Below are 19,633 nucleotides of genomic sequence, written 5' to 3' on the forward strand. Positions count from 1 at the left end.
AAACGCTCATTGCGTGTTAATCCAAACTCTTTATCATAGGCCTCATCTTTGATTTGATATTGAAAAAAGTGATAGGTTCTTTTTTTATCAAAGTATTCATTGCATCACTTTGTTGCCAAGTCAATGTACCTCGTCTGACAAGACTATGTTTTCTTATATCTACCACAAAACAATAATGCCCATCACCTACTAACATGAATCCATCCTGCCAAAGTGGTTGATACAATTTGGCATATAAGAAATCATGGAGCTGTTTGGTTGAAACATGATAAACAGGAATATTATCTATTTCTTCAAAAGTATCATCTTCCTGCCATTCATAGGGTTCCAGTATTTCTTCATCATCATAAACAAAATTTACCAACAAGATTATCAACCCCCTGTAATGTATCATATGTTTATTATGTCTAAAAAGAACAAGCCCTAATCAAAAGAATAAAAAATTTATTATTTCTATGACTATAAAAATTTTTTGTACGTCATTTATGATATTTATAAAATTCTTTATCATTTTTATATTTCAAATTGGCAAATAAATAGTATTTCAATCATATCTCTTATAAGCCTTCAAACCTTGATATTACTGGCTCTTAGGCACTTTTTTCAATTTTCATGTTTTTCCCAAAACCTACGCAACTCTATGTAAATCTACATAAATTCACGGGCAAATGGTGTAGTAATTTGGTGTATTTTCAGCCTGATTTTTTCTCTTTCCCTGTGCATCAATCCCCTTAAAGTCAATAATCTTTGACATCTGTTCTGCCGCCCGGTCATAGCTTGCATGGGTGTAAACATTCAACATTACGCCTACATCAGAGTGTCCCATGATATACTGCAAGTTTTTAATATCCTTACCGGCACTTGCCATATTCGTACAGAAAGTATGGCGGAATACATGGGGCGTGATATGCGGCAGCGGCTTATTCGGGTACAGCTTCTTGTACTTTTTCATCGCCCAACGCATTTCATTTTCAATATGAAGGGCAACTTTTGGCTTATCGTCCTTATCCAACAGAATGAACCCTCTGTAACCATCCACAATCATTTCCGTCTTAAGCTGCTTGCGGTGGGCAAGGATATTTTTCAGGCTTTGGTAAACTTCCTCCGTCATGGGAATAAAACGGCATCCGTACTCTGTCTTAGTTTTCTCCACATATCCTTTATTCCAAGGGCGTATCCGTCCGAAGATACCCGGTTTAACCTCTGGTTCCCAAACAACCGGCACACAGAGGAATGTGTGTCTGCCTACGCGTCCCTCTATCCGCTTATTACCTACTATCTGAATCGGTTGAATGACTGGGGGCTGTGCTTTCAGCATTGTAAGGTCTGTGGAAAATACTTTCTGGCAAAGAGCCAGCGGTATGAGCTGTGCAGCGACAAGTGCCGCAAGGCGCAGGCACTTCAAAACAAGCGGGAGTTTGACGAAAGAACTAGAGAAAATCACTATGATTTGCTTTATAAAAATGAGTGCCAGAACTGGCTCAACAAAATCAACCGGGCAAAGAATACCTCCGGCTTTCCCGCTGACCGTCTGGAAAACATACAGGCTGCCTTTGCTGACTTCAAGAAAGAAGCGTTGCAGCAGAAAAGGGCTGTAAAAACAGGAACAGCCAGCCCGAAAGAATTTACGGACTGGCTGTATCAGCAAAGTAATGTAATTGTGGAGCTGACGGACTATTAAAGAATGTTCGTCAGCTTTATGGCAGTGCAAATTTATATCCGATTCCGGTAACGCTTTTGATATAATCAGGATCGCCCGATTCTGTCTTTAGCTTTTTTCGCAGATTGCTTACATGGTTATTAATGGCTTTCCGGAAATAATAGGAGTAGTTCTCATGCCAGACTATATCCATGATAATCTCATAGGTAAATACTCTGTTTGGGTTACTGGCAAGTAGACATAATATTTCAAACTCTTTGGCTGTCAGATATATTTCTCGCTCACGAATCATCACAAGTCGTTGTTCCAGACAGATGTATAAATCGCCCTCTTGAAATTCTGTAAGCGGGCTATCTTGCTTCCATCTAGGCTTTAAATCGGAACACATGGTTTCAACTTTTCTCCAATCTCTCTGCCAGATTCAGATATGTCAAATACAATTAATTTCCCATTTATACCATCTTCTCATGATTACCCATTTGCAAACCGAGCGGGACTATCAATAGCAATACATTAAAGCCCGTTCATCTTGACCATTGATTGCTCCGACTGGCCTTGCTATAAAACTCAAACTTGTGATAGGGCTATCTCCAAATCTTCTAAAATATCGGATACATTTTCTAATCCAACCGACAAACGAACCATACCTCCGCTAATTCCGGCTGCAAGAAGTTGTTCTTCGCTTAATTGTCTATGTGTTTCACTGGCAGGGTGTAAAACACAAGTCCGTATGTCAGCTACATGAACCTCATTTGAAGCAAGATGTAAGCTATTCATAAATCGGAGTGCAGCAGACTTACCACCTTTTATGACAAAAGAAATGACACCGCTACATCCCTTTAGATATTTCTGTGCAAGTAAATAGCTTTCATCTGTCTTTAACCCTGGGTATTTGATACTTTCAACTTTATCTGAACTGGATAGATATTGAGCAACAGTCATTGCATTTTCACAATACTGTTTCATACGGACTGATAGTGTTTCCAAACCCAGATTAAGTAAAAAGGCAGAGTGAGCAGCCGGATATACTCCAAAGTCACGCATTAACTGCATTCTGGCTTTTGTGATATACGCTCGGTTTCCATATTTTTCTGTATATGAAATACCATGATAAGTTTCGTCTGGTTCTGTCAAATCCGGGAATTTTCCATTATCCCAATTAAAGTTTCCTCCGTCTACAATAACGCCACCAATTTGAACCGCATGACCGTCCATATATTTTGATGTGGAATGGACGACAATATCTGCCCCATATTCAAATGGTTTACAAAGAATCGGGGTTGCAAATGTATTGTCAACAATAAGCGGAATAAAATGCTTATGGGCAATATTGGCAAATTTTTCTATATCCAATACTGTTAATGCCGGATTTGCAAGTGTTTCTCCAAAGATTGCTTTTGTATTTGGTCTGATTTTTCGTTCGATTTCTTCTTCACCTAAATTTCTGTCAACAAAGATACATTCAATGCCTAATCTTTTTAGTGTATGGGAAAATAGATTTACAGATCCACCATAGATTTCAGTTGTGCTGATAAAACTATCTCCGGCATTACAAATATTAAGCAAGGATAAGAGAACTGCCGCCTGTCCAGATGTAGTACACATTGCACCGACACCGCATTCTAATTCGGCTATTTTATTTTCTACAGCCATAACGGTTGGATTCCCAAAGCGGGAATAAATAAGTGATTTTGTAGGGTCGTCAAAGACCTCGGCAATTTCTTCAACAGTGTCATAGACATAAGTAGTGCTTTGCACAATAGGCACTACCCTCGGTTCTGAATTTTTGGGAGAATATCCTGAATGCAGACATTTTGTTCCATCTTTCATATTGCTGTTTCCTTTCATGAAATATTTTAATAATTAGAAATTTGCATGGCAACTCCGTCTTTCATTACCTGAAATCCAAAGCGTTCATAAAAAGTAGCATTCTTGCTTTCTTCCGGCATAACTTCAAGATATAGATAATTTTTGTATTTCTCTTTCACCTGCTTTATCATAGTACCCGCAATTCCATTTTTATGATAATCTGGATGAACAAGAACATAGTGTATATACGCTACCATTCCGCCGTCATCTAAAACTCTGACAAGACCGACTAAGCGTTTATTGTCCCATGCTGTAATTACCGTAGAGGAATTGAGCAATGCTCGGTATAATCTATCCGGATATTTTCCGGAAATCCACTTTACAGATAAAAACAGTTCTTCTACCTGCTCTGCGGTAAATATTTTTTCTCGGTATATTGAATATTCATAGTTACACTCCTTATCTGTCAAACCTTTATAATCTCCCATGCACAATACAACAAGAAAAGCGCAAGGGTAATGTTAATAATGCGAAAACATTTCTTATAACTGGATTGCAGTTTGATACCTAACAAAGCCCATGTAACAGAAGCTGCACTTCCTATAGCAGTGACTCCAACTCCAGCTAAAATAAGTAATGGCAAACTATCGATATATGGAATCAGATAAGCTGTCAGCAGTGTGCTGATGTATAAATAAATTTTTATGTTCACCAGCTGTAGCAGAAAACCTGTGGAGAAGCTTGGTGCTTTATTGGAATGAGAGGTTTCCGGATGGCTGACAGCAATATAAATTGCCAACCAAACCATATATGCTACACCAATATATTTTAAAAATGATAGTACAGGAGAAAGTACCATATTTAAACTATATAGAGCCAACGTACAAATCATCTGAACCAGAAAATATCCGCAGCAAATTCCTAAAATTAATCGTTTTCCTTTTTTCCAACCAAAACGTGTAGTTGTATTCATAGCCAATATATTACCCGGTCCGGGTGTAAAGGAGCTAATAACCATATAACAGGAAAGTGTTCCTAACATAGAAATGCTCATCTTCATGTACCCCTTTTTATTGTGTAATTTATATTATCGGTAATCACATTTCTGACATTGAGCCATTGTATGTTCACTATCGTCTTTATAAAAAATGCCAGACCACTTACAAATACTCTGAAGAATTGGCACAACAGATTGCCCCTTTGTCGTTAAAGAATATTCAACTTTTGGAGGGATTTCATCATAAGTTTTCCGATGGACAATCTCATCGGCAATCAGTTCTTTCAAAGTTGATGCTAAAACCGCATCTGTTATGTTGCACATCTGTTTTCTGATTTCGCTGTAGCGTAATGTTTTCATTTCCGCAAGTACGCAAATAATTCTTGATTTCCATTTTCCTCCAAACACTTCCAAGCCGTACTCCAACGGGCAGCGAATATCTTCTTGTAATTTTTTTGATACATAATATAGTTCTCCTTTCGCTTTCCATTGTATCATACGGACTTTTTAAACAAAAGTAACTATGTAATTTATTAGTGTATTTCTATTTGTGGCGTCTGCTTATGACACAAGAATACACATTTTCTACATCGAATACATTTTTGAGGGGTAATAACCGTTTTCGTCATTTTTTGTTTTGAAAAGGCGGATACAGAATTGTTAAAACTCTGCACTCGCCTGATTCATCAGTTCTTACAGTACCTTCTTATTGTCAGCACCGGGAGTAGTAACAATAACTTTTTCTGGATCAATAATCAATGCCCCCTTTGCTGTAGCTGCTCCATTGAACATTTTTTCTACCATAGCCTTAAAGGTATCGACAACGGCACCTTCGGTCACATATTCAGCCGTTCCTTTAATCTGATAACCTTCCAAATTCTGTGGGTCATAAACAGAAATAGCAATTTTACCATTGCTGGCTTTGATGTTATTTAATGTAGTTTCCAGAAACACATCACCCACAACCAGCTTACCATCCTCTGTTACATCTTTAAAGGCAACCGGAACAACATTCGGCTCGCCATCTGCACAAGTTGCTAAATCCCACATACCTTCTTTTAACAGCTTCAAAACACTCTCATTCATTTTTTGAATTACCTCCAAATTTGATTTCGTACTCTTTTATTTGAGCTATGCTCATTATAAGAAAATAACTTATGCCAAACAAGATATTAGCAAATTTATGAGTTACTCATAAATTTCATAGTATTATTTTTCTGTAAGATACGGAATAATGGGAGCTGTTAATCAAATTCTTGTGTGTTACTTTATGACATATGAACATTTGCTCAAGGCACACATTCACTATATACAGATATACAGCAAGGTTCTTTCAAAAATGGTGTAGTAGTGGTGTAGTAAACGCCTTTATCTGCCACAGAATCATTGATTTTACAGGCTTTTTCGGGACTTTTCAAGATATTGCCGTGACATCAAAATATTTTTAACAGTGACATCACTATTTTTTGATTTATTTAACTTTTTGTATTTTTTCTTTGTTCATTTAACTGTATAAAAAAAGAAATAAGCTATAGAAAAGAAAAATCATAAAATAACAACTTATTCTAACTCACTGACTATTATAAAACTTTGCAAACAAACAAAAATTTGATAATAAAATATGCCCTTGATTCACCCTTTAAAATCAAAGCACATATCAAAAATACCTATTTCAATTGTCTTATTCCTTATAAAAACAATCATTTATAATAATCAAATATGAATAAACATTTCTATAAAACAGCATAAGTAATAGGTTTACATACGATTCAATCAATTCTTGTAAAAAGGAAATGATGTAAGAATTCAGGCATATAATTTGAATATACACAAAAAGATAGTTGATGAATTGACTTATATTTCATAAAGGAGGTTATCTCAAAATGTCTACACTTCATTCCATTGAGTTATTTGAAAAAATCCTAATATAAAGAAAGAATTTCCGCTTTTAATCTTAGATATCAATAATAATCACTACATCCCACCAATATTAAAATTTCATGAAATGCACTGGCACGAAGATATTCAAATCACTTATGTTATCCATGGTACTATTCAAGTTCAAACCCTTGACCATTCTCTTGAAGTTCAAGTTGGTCAAGCTATTTTCATCAACAAAAAAATCTTGCATCAGATTACAGAAATCAAAGATACACACTATCGTTCCTTTCTTTTCCCGATATGTTTATGCAATTCTATCAAGATTCTTCCGTTTTTCATCAAGTCTGCACATTTTTAAATCAACATTTTACAAGCAATCTTATTAAAGATAAAGCGACTATCCAAATCATTCAACAAATCAATGATTTTGCCTTTTGTCAAAAAAATCCATTCTATATCTATCAAATGCTTATTTATATAAATCAGCTAATGCTTAAACTCATGCAAACACTACCTGTTTCTACCAAACCATTTTCCAGTGACCAAAATTTAAGCATTCAAAAATGTTTAAGCTATATTCATATCCACTATCAAGAAGATATCACATCGAATGATATCGCTACTTATGGTGATATCTCTGCAGGTTATTGCGGTAGATTTTTTCAAAAAACATTAAAAACATCACCGTATGAATATCTGATTGATTTTCGTATTCAAAAAAGTTTAGAGCTAATGACTACACCACATTATACCATTACCCAGATTGCCACTTCTGTTGGTTTTAATAGTGTTTCTCATTTTATTCAATGCTTTAAGAAAAAATTAAAGATGACACCTAAACAATATCAAAAACAAATATCTCGTTGATAATAAAAGTTCCTCACGGAACTTTTATTTTTCTATATCAACTTTTGGCAATGTTAAAGATACTAGTAAGGAAATCAATGCAATCCCTGCAATTGTATATAATGTCATAGATAAACCTTGATAATCTCCAATCAAACCAAGAGCTGGACAAAGAATCACACCTACTGAAACGGCTAATCTTAATGTTACACCAGAAGCAAATCCAGTATGATGAGGTAAATACTGCTGTCCTAATACAACCATTGGATTATATGATAAACTTTCAGCAATAGCCAGTGGTACAAGCATCATCATTGCAAAAAATATATGCGAAGTCATCGTAAAAATGATTAAACTTAGAAAGAAAATCACAAATGATATAGTAATTATTTTTTGATAACCAAAACGATCTGCCAGAGAGCCTCCTATCAATGCAGCTATAGCACCAATCGCAAAATAAAGACTTAATGCCATATTTCCAAATGATTCATTTTGATGCAAATTTTGAATAAAATACAAGGCTAAAAAAGTACTCATCCCATTAGTAATGATAGAATGACCAAACACAGTAATACATAACTTGATAAATACACCCCATTGATCTTGACCCATATTCTTTTGATTATCATCACTTTTTTCTTCGGCAACTCTTTGTTCACCTAATTCCTTAAAATCTTTCAAAAATAAAGATGAAATCGTTCCAAAAATAAATGATGGCAACAAAAATATTAAAGTTCCCTTCATACCAAATAACATGATTGAAGATGAACTCAAAATTGGTCCAAGTGTTGAACCTATTTTTCCACCAAAAGAGAAAATACTGACACCTTTTCCTTGTTTATTTTGATCAGAAGATAGACTGACAAGTTGAGCTGCTTGAGGATGAAACATCGCCACTCCTATACCACCTATAATCACTGCAAGACATAAACCATAAAAATGTGAAATAAGTCCAGTTAAAGCCATCCTGCCTCCTGCCAGTAAAACACCCAATGCCATAATATAAGGTTTATTCTTTTTATCAGCAAGATGCCCAAAAACAAGTTGAACAAGGGAACCAAAAATATTAGATAACGTCACTAACATGGCAGCCGTTATATAATCATAATGATATGAAGCAATAATAAATGGTAAAACTGCTGATAAAGCTCCTTGATTAATATCTGAACACGCATGCCCTAAAGCTAAAACATATTGATAATATTTTTCTATTCATCTACTTTCGCCTTCTTTCTATAATCTAATTATATAATTATTTCAATCAAATAATAACAATTTTAAGACTACATACACTTATTTTTATCAATATTTAAACCTATTCATATATAAAAAAGCCATACTTTTCAGTATGACCATAACAATTGATTTACAATGCTGTTCCTGTCTTAGGAATAGAGAACGAATCCATCGAAACACCTTCTAATTTTAATAATGCGACTTTTTTATCAATACCTCCAGCATAACCAGTTAAAGAACCTTGTGACCCTACAACTCTATGACAAGGGACAATAATAGAAATTTCATTATGTCCAACAGCCCCACCAACCGCTTGTGCTGACATTCTTTTGAGTCCTTTTCGTTTCGCTATGATACCAGCAATTTCACCATAAGTCATGGTTTTACCATAAGGAATCGCATAAAGGATTTCCCATACTTCCTTTTGAAAATCTGTTCCTATAAAATGAAGTGGTAACTGAAATTCTGGTTCTTGTCCTTGAAAATAAATATCCAACCACTTTTTTGTATCTTTTAATATGGGTGTTTCTTTTTCTACATGTTCTTGATCTAAATATAAAGCAAAATATTTTTGACCAACAAACCATAAACCCGTTAATCCAATATCATCTGCCGCTAACAAAATATCCCCTAATGGAGAATGATAATAACTTGTATATTGCATATAATCACCTCGTTTCAATATTTTCCAAAGAAGCTATTGCCCAAAAATAAATACTAGCAACACTCCCATAAGGACTGAATCTTTTTTTATATTTTTCAAATAATCTCTTATCTATCTTTTGATGATGATAGACAATTTTCATTCCTTTTAAAATAGCTAAATCTCCATAACTTAAAACATCAGGACGTTCTAAACAATGTAACAATATCATTTGGGCTGTCCATACACCTATTCCATTCAAAGAAGATAATTCTTTGATAATCACTTCATCACTTTTCTTTTCAAAACTATGAAAATCAACTTCATTATTCATTATTTTATCACACAACTCTAAAATATAATCAGCTTTTTTAAAAGTCATTCCAAAAGACTGTATCTTCTCTTTTCCTGCATTAATAATTATATCAGGTTGAATACTTCCTAATTCATATACCATTCTATCCCAAATCGTTTGATGTGCTTTGGTTGAAATTTGTTGTCCAACAATATAATAAATAAGCGAAGAAAAAATATCATGATGAACCGGTCGATCAATATGCCCAAGTTGATCGATGTAAACAGCTAACTTTTTATCTTTACTTTTTAAATATTCTATTTCTTTTGCGCCATATTGAAAATACATGACCATACCTCTTTATTCTACTTTAAAATAATGATTAGAATCCACTGGTGCGTCTTGTCGTTGATTCATACCATATTGTCTAATAGGACATTTGATAATCTTCAAAATCTTCCTCTCGTCCTTTCTTTTGACTTTTTCTATGTTTTTCAAAATTTCTCCACTCTTGAATACTTTCTTCATTTTCCCATACTGTCAAACTCAAAAGTTTCCCTTCTGTTTATAAACTTGTAAAACGTTCAGCTCTGATAAACCCTTTAACATATTTCAAATTCTCTTTTAATTGACTTGCTTGTTTAAGATAATCTTCCATCTTTTATATTGACTTCAAATAAAACTATCACTTGATGCATGATAAATCCCCCTTTTCTTTTCTATCTTCATTATATAAAGATTATTATCAAATAATAGCCTTATTTCCACCAATCATGTTTCATTATATCAATATATCAACCTTTTTATATAAAAAAAGCTGTCTCAACAACTTTTCAGTCATCTATGACAGCCTTTTATTTATTAAGCTTTACCTATGCATCCGAATAATTCCATTTTTTCTTTAACACAAGTTTTAATAGCTTCAGCACCTGGAGCTAATAATTTACGTGGATCGAATCCTTTACCTTCTAAGTCTTTACCAGCTTCAATATATTTACGAGTTGCTTCTTGGAAATATAATTGACATTCAGTATTAACATTAATTTTAGAAACTCCTAAAGTGATTGCTTTTTTAATCATATCAGCTGGAATTCCTGTACCACCATGTAATACTAATGGTAAAGTTCCTGTTTCTTTTTGAATAGCATCTAACGCTTCAAAATCTAAACCTTCCCAGTTTTCTGGATATTTTCCATGAATGTTTCCAATACCTGCTGCTAAGAAATCAACACCTAAGTCAGCAATCATTTTACATTCTTGAGGATCGGCAACTTCACCTTTTCCTACAACACCGTCTTCTTCTCCACCAATTGAACCAACTTCGGCTTCAACTGATACACCTTTTTCATGGCATAAAGCAACGATTTCTTTTGTTTTTTCAATATTTTCTTCGATTCCGTAATGAGAACCATCAAACATAATTGAAGAGAAACCTGCATCTAATGCAGCTTTTGCACCTTCATAGCTACCATGATCTAAGTGTAAAGCAACTGGTACTGTAATATTTAAAGCATCAACCATTGCTTTAACCATTGCAGAAACTGTTGTAAATCCAGTCATATATTTTGCAGCTCCTTCAGAAACTCCTAAGATAACTGGTGCTTTTAATTCTTCTGCAGTTAATAAAATTGATTTTGTCCATTCTAAGTTGTTGATGTTAAATTGACCAACAGCATAGTGACCTGCTTTTGCTTTATCAAGCATTTCTTTAGCTGAAACTAATCCCATAATTCAAATCTCCTTTACTTTTTATTACAAATATATCATACACTGATTTTATAAAAATTTCCATAAATATTCTCTTTTTTATATCAATTTTATAATTCTTTGATTGCTTTTTCTAATTGTTCTAAAGCACATTGAAGAATAGAAAGTGGACAAGCGACATTGAATCTTCCAAAACCTTCGCCACCTGTTCCAAAAATATAACCTTCATCCAACCACAAATAAGCCTTTCCTAACATAAACTTTTCAAGTTCATCTTTATCCATATCTAAACTTCTCATATCAACCCAAACAAGATATAAACCTTCAGGAGCTATCACTTTGATTTCAGGTAATCTTTCTTTAAAGAAATCCCGCATATATTGAATATTAGCTGCTAAATAATCTATCAGTTCATCAACCCATTTGGCACCATATGTTTAAGTTGCTTGACAAGCTTCTAATCCAAAAATATTAGGATCACTCATTCCTGAGGCATCTTTTTAATGTTTAAATTTTTCACGTAGAGTTTCATTTTAATAATGATATTAGGTGTCTGTAAAGCCGCTAAGTTAAATGTTTTTAATGGTGCTGTACAAATATCACCAAAAGAAGGATTAACATTGCAGAAAGAAACATGTTGATGTCCTGAATAAATAAAGTCCATATGAATTTCATCACTTATAACAATCACATGATGTCTTTGACAAATTGTTCCTATTTGATATAACTCATCCTTAGTCCATACTTTTCCAATTGGATTGTGGGGATTACATAAAATAAACATTTTCACATCGTGATCAATTATTTGTTTTTCAAAAACATCAAAATCACATTCATAATGATTATCTTTGAAAACTAAAGGACATTCGACAATTTGACGTCCATTGACCTGAATAGATGCATCAAAAGGATAATAAACAGGTTTCATAATCATGACGTAGTCATCTTTTTTCGTAAATGCTTTAACCGCAAGTTTTAAAGCCCCAACAACTCCAGATGTTATGACAATCCAATCTTGTTCAAGGTGTAACTAGTGACGTGTTGCCATCCAATTTATGACAGCCTGATAATAACTTAGTGTAGGCGTAGCGTAACCAAAAACACCATGCTGTGCACGTTTAACCAAAGCCTCTTTCACTTCTGGCAAATCCATATCTGCCACCCACATTGACACAATACGTGAATCTTGAGCTTTTTCACGATCATATTTAATACTATTTGTTCCTCTTCTTTCAATCACTTTATCAAAATCATATATTTTCTTTTAATACCTCTTTTCCTTCCCATTGTTCTTTTGAAAAATGAAATAACGCTATACCTAATGCCATTGATAAATTCAATGAATCAATATCCTCACTATGAGGAATAAAAATACTTTGACCATAATTCAGATAATGATCATCTAAACCATGACTTTCATTACCCAAAATCAAACTATATGGTTTTTCAGGTAAAACCTGATGAATATTTGTAGCTCCTTCCAACATAAAAGGATAAAATTTTCGATTTGAAAACTGTTGATAATAATCTTCAAATGAATCATAATAAACAGCATTTAAATGAAAGATTGCTCCCATTGAAGCACGAATTACCTTAGGATCAAAAATATCGACTGCAGGTTTAATAATTACCAAATTTTTATAGCCAAAACCAAGCATTGTACGCATCATCGTACCCATATTACCCATATCCATAGGATGTTCCAAAACAACATGATTGTCGTTTTGTAAACAAGATTGATAAGTTTCAAAAACACCTATCGCATAACAATTATTTTTAGGACTTAGTTTTTCAATCGTACGATCATGTATATCAATAGGAATATGATGTTTTTGACATAATGTTTGAATTACAGGATATCCCTTATTTTGTTCAATAGAAGAATGAACGACAACTCTTTTGACATTTTGTGGTCTTTGTTTTAATAATTCAATTGTTGGAAAAACGCCAAGAGTATAAGAAGATGCATCCCCTTTTTTATATAATTTCATACTGATTTTCTTTTTCCTCCTTGATGACTTGTGCTTGTTGATAATAAGACAGGGCATATTGATGATTCTTTTGAACATAACGTCCCCATTCATAAAACTGACTTAACAATAAACAGGCATCATAACTCTTTAATCTAGCTGCCTGATGTAAATATTCAAGAGCCTGTTTTTCATCTTTTTTAACGACAACTCCATCAAAAGACAACATTGATAATTCATAAGTACAATCTTCTTGTAAAAGATAATATCCATATGTAAAATAATGTAAAGCTTCGTTCAAATTTAATTCTACACCTATTCCTCTTTTCAACAACATACCAACCTTATATAAACATTCTTTTTGAAAACTTTTAGCTCCTTTTAAATAAGCCTGAAAGGCTGCTGAATAATCTTTTTGACTTTCTAATAAAAGCCCTTGATATAAATAAGCTTCTTTTTCCTGACTTTGTAAAAAATAATACATAGCTTTTTCTTCATCTACTTCAACATAGTAACCATACATATAAAACAATCCCAGTCTTAAAGCAGATTGACTATCAACATTTGTTTGATAATAATGAAAAGCTTGTAAAATATCCTGTTCAATTCCATAGCCATGTTCATACATATATCCAATATAATAACAACTTTCTAATACTCCCTGTTGGTATAAATAAGAAAAGATTTCAAATGCCTTTTCATAATCTTGAGTCACACCAAAACCTAAAAAATAAGTTCTTGCAAGAACATAAAGATGAGAAAATTGATTGTGTTGATAAGCATTTTTTAAAAATTGTTCGACATCAGGTATTTCAAAATAATATCCAATCGTTTCAATAATCTGTGAATAAACACTCACCATAAACAATGCCTCTTCTTCTTTTAAAGAAGCATATTCACATAAATATGTCACATATCTTGATATTTCAAAATCCTCATCAAAAATCATAGCTTCAAAAACACCTAATTTCATTCCTAAAACAACCAAATAACACTCATCCATCATATCAAAGGCTGCATCATTTAAAACCTCTTCAAAACGTTCAATCTGAAACCTTAATACATCACCATAATGATTAAAGACATCTACGACTTTTTCAATAATCTGTATATTCATTATGAATTCATTTCATTGATTTGACGAATTGACTGTAACTCTTTTTGAGCATTCGCTCTTAATGCTTCAAAATGCTCTTTATCATAATGAGCTCCCTGATCAATCAGTCCAATCAATTCATTATACTTTTCAACAATCACTTCATATAAAGATTCTTTAATCACATAATCAAGCTCTTGTAAAGCTTGGTTGGTTAACTGATTAACAGATTTATATTGTTCTTTAAATACAGCATCATAATCTATCGACACTTTTTTCTTTTTAAATAATCCCATAGCTTTCTCCTTTCAACACCCTTAATTCTATTCTACTTGATTTCCATAAAAATGAAAATCCTTTTTTTCATTTCATAACTGTAATCAAAAGTTCAAAATCTTTTTTCTTCTTTCTTTATTAATGAACTTTATGTTCAAAATTATTTCCATTATTTACCTTTGATATATTTTATGACATAATATGATTGAGGTGAAAACATGGACGCATTATTACAATTAGAAAATGAGTTATCTTTTACATCATTTGATCATGAAGATGCTTATTGTTTAGGGCAAATGTTGATAGAAACAATTCAAACAAAGAACTTAAAACCTATTCGTATCCGTATTGTTTTACATCATGATATTGTTTTTCAATACTTAATGAATGGAAAAAATGGTGATGAATGGTTGAATCGTAAACAAAATACTGTGGAAACATTTGGACATTCTTCTTACTATATTTGGTCAATTAATGAGCAAACACATCAATATGAAAAATATATACATGATGATAAATTTGCTATATGTGGAGGAGGGTTCCCTATTATTGTGAATCATCAAAATGTGGGATGTTGTATTGTTTCTGGATTGACACATAATCAAGATCATCAAATCATAGTTGATTGCTTAAAAAAATTCAAAGTTCAATGTAATGATAAATGAAAAAGATTTTGACAATGTCTTAAATATGTTAAAATTATAAATATCAACAACAAAAAAAGAGAAAGGAGTTGTTTTTGATAATGATCAACAACAAATTAGTTTTAGGGTATATTGGAAATGGTAAAAGTGCCAATCGTTACCATATTCCATTTGTTTTACAAAGACAAAATCGTTTTATGATTAAAAAGATTTTTGATATTCATATTCGTCATGATTTATGGCAAGCCATTGATGGTGTTGAATATTGTGAACATGTAGAGGATTTATTAAATGATTCAGATATTGATATGATTGTGATTTGTACTACTCATCATCTTCATTATCAATATGCAAAAATGGTCTTAGAGGCTGGAAAGCATTGTCTTGTTGAAAAGCCATTTATGGAAAATAGTCAACAAGCTCAAGAAATATTTGATTTAGCCAATCAAAAAGGATTGTATTGTTCTGCATATCAAAACAGAAGATATGATAGTGATTTTTTAACTGTACAAAAAGTGATTGAAAGTGGAAAATTAGGTGATTTATTGGAATTAGAGATGCACTTTGATTATTATCGTCCAGAGATTCCAGAAAATGTTCAACACTTTGATCCAGCAATGTCTTATTTATATGGTCATGGATGTCATACCCTTGATCAAGTGATTTCTTATTTTGGTGAGCCTGATGATATTCATTATGATGTTAGACAATTACTTGGTAAAGGTAGAATGAATGATTATTTTGACTTAGATCTTTATTATGGAACTTTAAAAGTTTCAGTCAAATCAAGTTATTTTAGAATTAAAGAAAGACCTAGTTTTATTGTTTATGGTAAAAAAGGAATGTTTATCAAACAAACCAAAGATCGCCAAGAAGAACATTTGAAATTATTCTATATGCCTGATCATCCTGATTTTGGAAAAGATACGCCTGCACATTATGGTGTTTTAACTTATATCGATGAACAAGGACAATATCATGAGGAAAAAGTACCAACTGTAAATGGGGATTATGCAAGAGTTTATGATGGCATTTATGAATGTATTGTGCATCATCAGCCACAAATCATCACGCATGAACAAACTCTACTGCAAATGAAAATTTTAGAAACGGGGGTACAAAATTTAAAATAACCATAGACTTTCTTTAGAAATAAATTATTTTCTAAAGAAATTTTTTATTCAAATATATGCTTTAAGCAAATAACATGGTATAATATGTTAGAAAATAAAAAAAGTTTAAAATTAAAAAAATGGCCCCTAAAATGCGTATATATATAAGTGAAGGGAGTTATTATACAATGGATTTCAACAATCTCTTTGATATATGCATCTACAATTATTTTCTAAATCATGAACGTCTTGCAGACTTGCTTAATGTCATTCTTTTTGATGGTCAGGATACTGTGTCTGTTCAGGACATCCTCATCCTTGATTCCAATGCCAGTGCCTCTCTTTTGACCGGCAACAAAACCATCAAGCGTGTAAGAGATCATTTACTTCTTGTTAGCATTGATGATCAGCAGTGCATCATTGGTCTTGAACATCAGTCCTACGCTGATAAAGACATATTTCAAAGAATCATGGAATATGATTATCTTAGCTATCTTAGACAATACAATGTCTACAAAAGAAATGCCTATGAGAAAATCAATGGTGTGATGACACTTGCCATCTACTATGGCGAAAAGAAATGGAAAAGTTGGATGAAGGATTATTCAAAAACAAAGACAATCAGGACTTGATTAAAGGATTGAAGTTGCTGTATGGCAAAGAAAAGATGACAGAAAAGATCATTGTGAGTCATGAAGTCGCATGTTTACTAGGAACACTTTGCCATGCTAGGAACACTTTGCCATGATGAACGCATTTATCAGGCAATCAAAGCAAAGAGAGGAGAAACAGATATGAGTGATTATGTATTAAGAATTAGCAGAGAAGCAAAAAGTGAAGGAATCAGATTGGGGCGTAGTGAAGGGCGCAACGAAGGAATTATTACAACACTTATTAAACAATTAAAACAAAGATTAGGAAATTTATCAAAAGAAATGGTTAAGGAGATTAATCGAAGCAACAAGAAACAGCTAGACCATTTAACATTACATATTTTTGATATTGAAAGTGAAGAAGATATTAGAAAAATCCTCCATACTTAATTAAGAATTCATGAAAAGCATTTAAAGTATTTCACAAAAAGTTTGTCATCAAATCTATTGATGATAAACTTTTTATTTTCAAATAAACATGTTATAATGCACAAAAAGGAGGAAATTTATGCATCAACTTGCTTGCCCAAAATGCCATGAACCACTGGTACTTAATCAAAAAAGTTATCGTTGCTTTCATGGACATTGTTATGATATAGCCAAACAAAAATATATTAATCTTTTATTAAATCCTGATAAAGCCACAAATAATCCTGGTGATAATAAAGAAAGTCTACTTTGTCGTCAACATCATCTAAATAAAGGATATTATGATGGTATTTTAAATGAAGTTGTTCAATGTATAGAAAAGTACACACCATCACCTCGTCAACTTTTAGATTTAGGATGTGGAGAAGGATATTATACTTATCGCATAAAACAATTATTAAATGACGATTCTACTATTTATGGTTTAGATATTTCTAAAGCAGGAATTCAAATGGCAACAAAATATACCAAAGATATTTACTGGATTGTAGGGAATTCTAAAAACATTCCTATTCTTGATCATTCTTTAGATGTTATTACAGCCTTATTTACAGTTGTCAATGTTGCTGAATTAAAACGTTGTTTAAAAAACAATGGATATATTATTCATGTGACAGCTAATCCTTATCATTTAGTAGAATTTAAAGAATTAATTTATGATGAAATTAAAGTCAAATCAGATCAATATATTCGATTGCCTTTTGATATCATAGAAAGTTATGATTATAAACAAACCATTCATTTAAAAAATCGTGAAGATACGTTAAATCTCTTACAAATGACACCTCATTACTACCATATCAAAAAAGAACGTCGTCCTATTTTAGAAACATTAGGTGAATTTGATGTCACAATTGATATCCGTATAACAGTTTATCAAGTCTCATGAAATATCAAGTTCGTCAATCTGATTTAACTTTATTTATTGATTCACCTATTTCTATACTTGATTTATTTCAAAAATTTCATCTTTCTAAAAAAACAATTCATTTAATGAAACAAAATAAATCTTATCTTGTCAATAACCGTTATGTCTCTCCTTCAACAATCTTAGTTAAAGGAGATCAAATCACATTCAAAGCTTTTCAAAAGGATGATGGGATGTATTTACCAGTCTATGAGGATTTAGATATTATTTATGAAGATGAGTTCTTATTAATTGTCAACAAACCACCTTTTCTTCCAGTCTTTCCTTCCAATCAAGAGGATACCCATTCATTAGCGCATCGTGTCAGTGGCTATTATCATCAACAAGGCTATGATTTACCTATTCGCTTTATTCATCGTTTAGATATTGAAACAAGTGGATTGATGATTTTTGTGAAATGTAGTTTTGTACAACCTCTTTTGGATTATCAATTATCCATTAAAGATATTAAACGTCATTATTTAGCGATTGTTCAAGGGACCTTTCCTCATCAAAAATGGCACACCATTCATAAAGCTATTGGTCGTGATCGTCATCATCAACAACGTATGATTATTCATCCTCATGGTAAAGATGCCATAACACACTATCGTGCACTGGCATCCCAAAATAATCTTTCGTTAGTCGAATGTCTTTTAGATAGTGGTAGAAAACATCAAATCAGAGTCCATATGTCATCTATTGGTCATCCTATTTTAGGTGATTCACTTTATGGACATACTTCTTCATTGATCAATCGACAAGCTTTGCATGCTTATAAAATAGAAATGATTCATCCAATCACACAAGAAAAACTCATTTTAACATGTCCACCTTGTCAAGATATGCTTCATATCATAAAAAAATCGACCCTCATTTTTGAGGATCATTTTTCATGCTAACCATTTTGAAAACATTCACTTTATTGATATCAAATAAAATATGTGCATCAATTTCACGACGTTCGCCACAATCAGAAAAAATAATCATTTCCTGATGATGATTTTGTTTATAACCTGTAATACAAACCCAATGCCAGTTATCTTCTTCAAGTTCTGGCGCTTGATGAAATAAGATCAATAAACTCACAGGATGATTTTGATAAATACTTGTTTTGACAAAATCTATTGCTTGTTCATAGGATTTTGGTTTTTTTAAATAGATCGGTTTTAAAAAACATGGTGTTCTTTCATCGTTTGACAAAACGTTCTAGCAAATTTATATAAAAAAGGATAACCCATTTTTCCTGGAGTAAAACGTTGATACATCTGGTTCATGATTTCTAAAAAATCATGTTTTGATGTACTTTCTTGAGATAAATAATAAGCATAAAGTTGACTGGCTAAAACACTGGCACAACCAGCCTTTTGAGCCCAAGAATCTAGAAACCAGTCTTGATTTCCACCATAGCCAATTAACTTTTCATTTTCATAAATATGTATAATTGAAAGTTCCTTTTCCATTTTTTTATC

General features: G+C 32.5%; 30 protein-coding genes. 9 read left to right on the forward strand and 21 right to left on the reverse strand.

Annotated elements, in window-relative coordinates:
* Window positions 1-16: 16 nt before the first annotated feature.
* Both NMU03_RS03295 and NMU03_RS03300 read right to left on the reverse strand, forming a co-directional pair.
* Window positions 17-367, reverse strand: coding sequence for a hypothetical protein (locus NMU03_RS03295; RefSeq protein WP_290141262.1), 351 nt, complete (start codon window positions 365-367; stop codon window positions 17-19).
* 291 nt (window positions 368-658) lie between these two features.
* Window positions 659-1,153 carry a tyrosine-type recombinase/integrase gene (locus NMU03_RS03300; protein ID WP_290141264.1) on the reverse strand — a complete coding sequence of 165 codons (495 nt, stop codon included), beginning with the start codon at window positions 1,151-1,153 and terminating at the stop codon, window positions 659-661.
* Window positions 1,154-1,237: 84 nt separating this feature from the next.
* Between NMU03_RS03300 and NMU03_RS03305 the strand changes: the two genes are divergently transcribed.
* A complete protein-coding gene (locus tag NMU03_RS03305; RefSeq protein ID WP_290141266.1) occupies window positions 1,238-1,681 on the forward strand; it encodes a hypothetical protein in 444 nt (147 codons plus the stop codon).
* Window positions 1,682-1,697: 16 nt separating this feature from the next.
* On the opposite strand, the gene NMU03_RS03310 is transcribed toward NMU03_RS03305, so the two are convergent.
* The 6 genes from NMU03_RS03310 to NMU03_RS03335 form a co-directional block, all read right to left on the reverse strand.
* Entirely contained in the window at window positions 1,698-2,048 is a 351-nt protein-coding gene (locus tag NMU03_RS03310) for a winged helix-turn-helix domain-containing protein (protein ID WP_353956652.1), read from the reverse strand.
* Between the two features lie 179 nt (window positions 2,049-2,227).
* Window positions 2,228-3,490, reverse strand: coding sequence for an O-acetylhomoserine aminocarboxypropyltransferase/cysteine synthase family protein (locus tag NMU03_RS03315; RefSeq protein WP_290141268.1), 1,263 nt, complete (start codon window positions 3,488-3,490; stop codon window positions 2,228-2,230).
* Window positions 3,491-3,516: 26 nt separating this feature from the next.
* Window positions 3,517-3,957 carry a GNAT family N-acetyltransferase gene (locus tag NMU03_RS03320; RefSeq protein WP_290141270.1) on the reverse strand — a complete coding sequence of 147 codons (441 nt, stop codon included), beginning with the start codon at window positions 3,955-3,957 and terminating at the stop codon, window positions 3,517-3,519.
* Window positions 3,936-4,511, reverse strand: coding sequence for a LysE family transporter (locus NMU03_RS03325; protein WP_290141271.1), 576 nt, complete (start codon window positions 4,509-4,511; stop codon window positions 3,936-3,938). The genes NMU03_RS03320 and NMU03_RS03325 overlap by 22 nt, the downstream gene beginning before the upstream one ends.
* A 45-nt stretch (window positions 4,512-4,556) precedes the next feature.
* Entirely contained in the window at window positions 4,557-4,964 is a 408-nt protein-coding gene (locus NMU03_RS03330) for a winged helix-turn-helix transcriptional regulator (protein WP_290141273.1), read from the reverse strand.
* 195 nt (window positions 4,965-5,159) lie between these two features.
* Complete coding sequence (locus NMU03_RS03335) at window positions 5,160-5,552, reverse strand: pyridoxamine 5'-phosphate oxidase family protein (RefSeq protein ID WP_290141276.1); 393 nt, start codon at window positions 5,550-5,552, stop codon at window positions 5,160-5,162.
* Window positions 5,553-6,471: 919 nt separating this feature from the next.
* Here NMU03_RS03335 and NMU03_RS17530 point away from each other — a divergent pair.
* A complete protein-coding gene (locus NMU03_RS17530; RefSeq protein WP_353956653.1) occupies window positions 6,472-6,705 on the forward strand; it encodes a cupin domain-containing protein in 234 nt (77 codons plus the stop codon).
* The gene (locus NMU03_RS03340) at window positions 6,654-7,214 is read left to right on the forward strand and encodes a helix-turn-helix transcriptional regulator (protein ID WP_290141278.1); all 561 of its coding nucleotides are present in this window, start codon (window positions 6,654-6,656) and stop codon (window positions 7,212-7,214) included. The genes NMU03_RS17530 and NMU03_RS03340 overlap by 52 nt, the downstream gene beginning before the upstream one ends.
* 24 nt (window positions 7,215-7,238) lie before the next feature.
* Here NMU03_RS03340 and NMU03_RS03345 read toward each other — a convergent pair whose 3' ends face one another.
* The 11 genes from NMU03_RS03345 to NMU03_RS03395 all read right to left on the reverse strand — a co-directional run bounded on the left by NMU03_RS03345 (window position 7,239) and on the right by NMU03_RS03395 (window position 14,436).
* The gene (locus tag NMU03_RS03345) at window positions 7,239-8,405 is read right to left on the reverse strand and encodes an MFS transporter (RefSeq protein ID WP_290142270.1); all 1,167 of its coding nucleotides are present in this window, start codon (window positions 8,403-8,405) and stop codon (window positions 7,239-7,241) included.
* 154 nt (window positions 8,406-8,559) lie between these two features.
* Entirely contained in the window at window positions 8,560-9,093 is a 534-nt protein-coding gene (locus NMU03_RS03350; protein ID WP_290141280.1) for a methylated-DNA--[protein]-cysteine S-methyltransferase, read from the reverse strand.
* Between the two features lie 4 nt (window positions 9,094-9,097).
* On the reverse strand, window positions 9,098-9,715 hold the full coding sequence (locus tag NMU03_RS03355; RefSeq protein WP_290141282.1) for a DNA-3-methyladenine glycosylase family protein: 618 nt from the start codon (window positions 9,713-9,715) through the stop codon (window positions 9,098-9,100).
* Between the two features lie 79 nt (window positions 9,716-9,794).
* On the reverse strand, window positions 9,795-9,917 hold the full coding sequence (locus NMU03_RS03360; protein ID WP_290141284.1) for a hypothetical protein: 123 nt from the start codon (window positions 9,915-9,917) through the stop codon (window positions 9,795-9,797).
* A 311-nt stretch (window positions 9,918-10,228) separates the two neighbouring features.
* Window positions 10,229-11,095 (reverse strand): class II fructose-1,6-bisphosphate aldolase, encoded by an 867-nt coding sequence (gene fba, locus NMU03_RS03365; protein ID WP_290141285.1) that lies wholly within the window; start codon window positions 11,093-11,095, stop codon window positions 10,229-10,231.
* Between the two features lie 89 nt (window positions 11,096-11,184).
* Complete coding sequence (locus NMU03_RS03370; protein WP_290141287.1) at window positions 11,185-11,451, reverse strand: beta C-S lyase family protein; 267 nt, start codon at window positions 11,449-11,451, stop codon at window positions 11,185-11,187.
* Between the two features lie 104 nt (window positions 11,452-11,555).
* Entirely contained in the window at window positions 11,556-12,083 is a 528-nt protein-coding gene (locus NMU03_RS03375) for an aminotransferase class I/II-fold pyridoxal phosphate-dependent enzyme (protein WP_353956676.1), read from the reverse strand.
* A 21-nt stretch (window positions 12,084-12,104) separates the two neighbouring features.
* A complete protein-coding gene (locus NMU03_RS03380; protein ID WP_290141288.1) occupies window positions 12,105-12,314 on the reverse strand; it encodes a hypothetical protein in 210 nt (69 codons plus the stop codon).
* Between the two features lie 10 nt (window positions 12,315-12,324).
* On the reverse strand, window positions 12,325-13,065 hold the full coding sequence (locus tag NMU03_RS03385; protein ID WP_290141289.1) for a TrmH family RNA methyltransferase: 741 nt from the start codon (window positions 13,063-13,065) through the stop codon (window positions 12,325-12,327).
* Complete coding sequence (locus tag NMU03_RS03390) at window positions 13,052-14,161, reverse strand: tetratricopeptide repeat protein (protein ID WP_290141290.1); 1,110 nt, start codon at window positions 14,159-14,161, stop codon at window positions 13,052-13,054. The genes NMU03_RS03385 and NMU03_RS03390 overlap by 14 nt, the downstream gene beginning before the upstream one ends.
* The gene (locus tag NMU03_RS03395; RefSeq protein ID WP_290141291.1) at window positions 14,161-14,436 is read right to left on the reverse strand and encodes a hypothetical protein; all 276 of its coding nucleotides are present in this window, start codon (window positions 14,434-14,436) and stop codon (window positions 14,161-14,163) included. The genes NMU03_RS03390 and NMU03_RS03395 overlap by 1 nt, the downstream gene beginning before the upstream one ends.
* A 198-nt stretch (window positions 14,437-14,634) precedes the next feature.
* On the opposite strand from NMU03_RS03395, the gene NMU03_RS03400 reads away from it, so the two are divergent.
* The 6 genes from NMU03_RS03400 to NMU03_RS03425 all read left to right on the forward strand — a co-directional run bounded on the left by NMU03_RS03400 (window position 14,635) and on the right by NMU03_RS03425 (window position 19,063).
* The gene (locus tag NMU03_RS03400; protein ID WP_290141292.1) at window positions 14,635-15,081 is read left to right on the forward strand and encodes a heme-binding protein; all 447 of its coding nucleotides are present in this window, start codon (window positions 14,635-14,637) and stop codon (window positions 15,079-15,081) included.
* Between the two features lie 80 nt (window positions 15,082-15,161).
* On the forward strand, window positions 15,162-16,193 hold the full coding sequence (locus NMU03_RS03405) for a Gfo/Idh/MocA family oxidoreductase (protein ID WP_290141293.1): 1,032 nt from the start codon (window positions 15,162-15,164) through the stop codon (window positions 16,191-16,193).
* Between the two features lie 167 nt (window positions 16,194-16,360).
* Complete coding sequence (locus tag NMU03_RS03410; RefSeq protein WP_290141294.1) at window positions 16,361-16,804, forward strand: Rpn family recombination-promoting nuclease/putative transposase; 444 nt, start codon at window positions 16,361-16,363, stop codon at window positions 16,802-16,804.
* Between the two features lie 93 nt (window positions 16,805-16,897).
* Window positions 16,898-17,215 carry a DUF4351 domain-containing protein gene (locus NMU03_RS03415; RefSeq protein ID WP_290141295.1) on the forward strand — a complete coding sequence of 106 codons (318 nt, stop codon included), beginning with the start codon at window positions 16,898-16,900 and terminating at the stop codon, window positions 17,213-17,215.
* Between the two features lie 118 nt (window positions 17,216-17,333).
* Window positions 17,334-18,143 (forward strand): methyltransferase domain-containing protein, encoded by an 810-nt coding sequence (locus tag NMU03_RS03420; RefSeq protein WP_290141296.1) that lies wholly within the window; start codon window positions 17,334-17,336, stop codon window positions 18,141-18,143.
* Complete coding sequence (locus NMU03_RS03425; protein WP_290141297.1) at window positions 18,140-19,063, forward strand: RluA family pseudouridine synthase; 924 nt, start codon at window positions 18,140-18,142, stop codon at window positions 19,061-19,063. The genes NMU03_RS03420 and NMU03_RS03425 overlap by 4 nt, the downstream gene beginning before the upstream one ends.
* On the opposite strand, the gene NMU03_RS03430 is transcribed toward NMU03_RS03425, so the two are convergent.
* Window positions 19,035-19,364 carry a hypothetical protein gene (locus NMU03_RS03430; RefSeq protein WP_290141298.1) on the reverse strand — a complete coding sequence of 110 codons (330 nt, stop codon included), beginning with the start codon at window positions 19,362-19,364 and terminating at the stop codon, window positions 19,035-19,037. The two genes, NMU03_RS03425 and NMU03_RS03430, sit on opposite strands and share 29 nt — an antisense overlap.
* Window positions 19,331-19,624, reverse strand: coding sequence for a hypothetical protein (locus NMU03_RS03435; protein ID WP_290141299.1), 294 nt, complete (start codon window positions 19,622-19,624; stop codon window positions 19,331-19,333). The genes NMU03_RS03430 and NMU03_RS03435 overlap by 34 nt, the downstream gene beginning before the upstream one ends.
* Window positions 19,625-19,633: the final 9 nt, after the last annotated feature.

Source organism: Allocoprobacillus halotolerans, from assembly GCF_024399475.1.
Taxonomy (GTDB): Bacteria; Bacillota_I; Bacilli_A; order Erysipelotrichales; family Coprobacillaceae; genus Allocoprobacillus; species Allocoprobacillus halotolerans.

What these genes read in the sequence shown, in the direction of transcription:
- NMU03_RS03350 (WP_290141280.1), bottom strand. Translation starts at nt 9,093, where the DNA reads ATGCAATATACAAGTTATTATCATTCTCCATTAGGGGATATTTTGTTA.
- NMU03_RS03315 (WP_290141268.1), bottom strand. Translation starts at nt 3,490, where the DNA reads ATGAAAGATGGAACAAAATGTCTGCATTCAGGATATTCTCCCAAAAAT.
- NMU03_RS03370 (WP_290141287.1), bottom strand. Translation starts at nt 11,451, where the DNA reads ATGCGGGATTTCTTTAAAGAAAGATTACCTGAAATCAAAGTGATAGCT.
- NMU03_RS17530 (WP_353956653.1), top strand. Translation starts at nt 6,472, where the DNA reads ATGCACTGGCACGAAGATATTCAAATCACTTATGTTATCCATGGTACT.
- NMU03_RS03415 (WP_290141295.1), top strand. Translation starts at nt 16,898, where the DNA reads ATGCTAGGAACACTTTGCCATGATGAACGCATTTATCAGGCAATCAAA.
- NMU03_RS03435 (WP_290141299.1), bottom strand. Translation starts at nt 19,624, where the DNA reads ATGGAAAAGGAACTTTCAATTATACATATTTATGAAAATGAAAAGTTA.
- NMU03_RS03405 (WP_290141293.1), top strand. Translation starts at nt 15,162, where the DNA reads ATGATCAACAACAAATTAGTTTTAGGGTATATTGGAAATGGTAAAAGT.
- NMU03_RS03335 (WP_290141276.1), bottom strand. Translation starts at nt 5,552, where the DNA reads ATGAATGAGAGTGTTTTGAAGCTGTTAAAAGAAGGTATGTGGGATTTA.
- NMU03_RS03330 (WP_290141273.1), bottom strand. Translation starts at nt 4,964, where the DNA reads ATGATACAATGGAAAGCGAAAGGAGAACTATATTATGTATCAAAAAAA.
- NMU03_RS03390 (WP_290141290.1), bottom strand. Translation starts at nt 14,161, where the DNA reads ATGAATATACAGATTATTGAAAAAGTCGTAGATGTCTTTAATCATTAT.
- NMU03_RS03325 (WP_290141271.1), bottom strand. Translation starts at nt 4,511, where the DNA reads ATGTTAGGAACACTTTCCTGTTATATGGTTATTAGCTCCTTTACACCC.
- NMU03_RS03385 (WP_290141289.1), bottom strand. Translation starts at nt 13,065, where the DNA reads ATGAAATTATATAAAAAAGGGGATGCATCTTCTTATACTCTTGGCGTT.
- fba (WP_290141285.1), bottom strand. Translation starts at nt 11,095, where the DNA reads ATGGGATTAGTTTCAGCTAAAGAAATGCTTGATAAAGCAAAAGCAGGT.
- NMU03_RS03340 (WP_290141278.1), top strand. Translation starts at nt 6,654, where the DNA reads ATGCAATTCTATCAAGATTCTTCCGTTTTTCATCAAGTCTGCACATTT.
- NMU03_RS03320 (WP_290141270.1), bottom strand. Translation starts at nt 3,957, where the DNA reads ATGGGAGATTATAAAGGTTTGACAGATAAGGAGTGTAACTATGAATAT.
- NMU03_RS03310 (WP_353956652.1), bottom strand. Translation starts at nt 2,048, where the DNA reads ATGTGTTCCGATTTAAAGCCTAGATGGAAGCAAGATAGCCCGCTTACA.
- NMU03_RS03355 (WP_290141282.1), bottom strand. Translation starts at nt 9,715, where the DNA reads ATGTATTTTCAATATGGCGCAAAAGAAATAGAATATTTAAAAAGTAAA.
- NMU03_RS03395 (WP_290141291.1), bottom strand. Translation starts at nt 14,436, where the DNA reads ATGGGATTATTTAAAAAGAAAAAAGTGTCGATAGATTATGATGCTGTA.
- NMU03_RS03420 (WP_290141296.1), top strand. Translation starts at nt 17,334, where the DNA reads ATGCATCAACTTGCTTGCCCAAAATGCCATGAACCACTGGTACTTAAT.
- NMU03_RS03425 (WP_290141297.1), top strand. Translation starts at nt 18,140, where the DNA reads ATGAAATATCAAGTTCGTCAATCTGATTTAACTTTATTTATTGATTCA.
- NMU03_RS03410 (WP_290141294.1), top strand. Translation starts at nt 16,361, where the DNA reads ATGGATTTCAACAATCTCTTTGATATATGCATCTACAATTATTTTCTA.
- NMU03_RS03400 (WP_290141292.1), top strand. Translation starts at nt 14,635, where the DNA reads ATGGACGCATTATTACAATTAGAAAATGAGTTATCTTTTACATCATTT.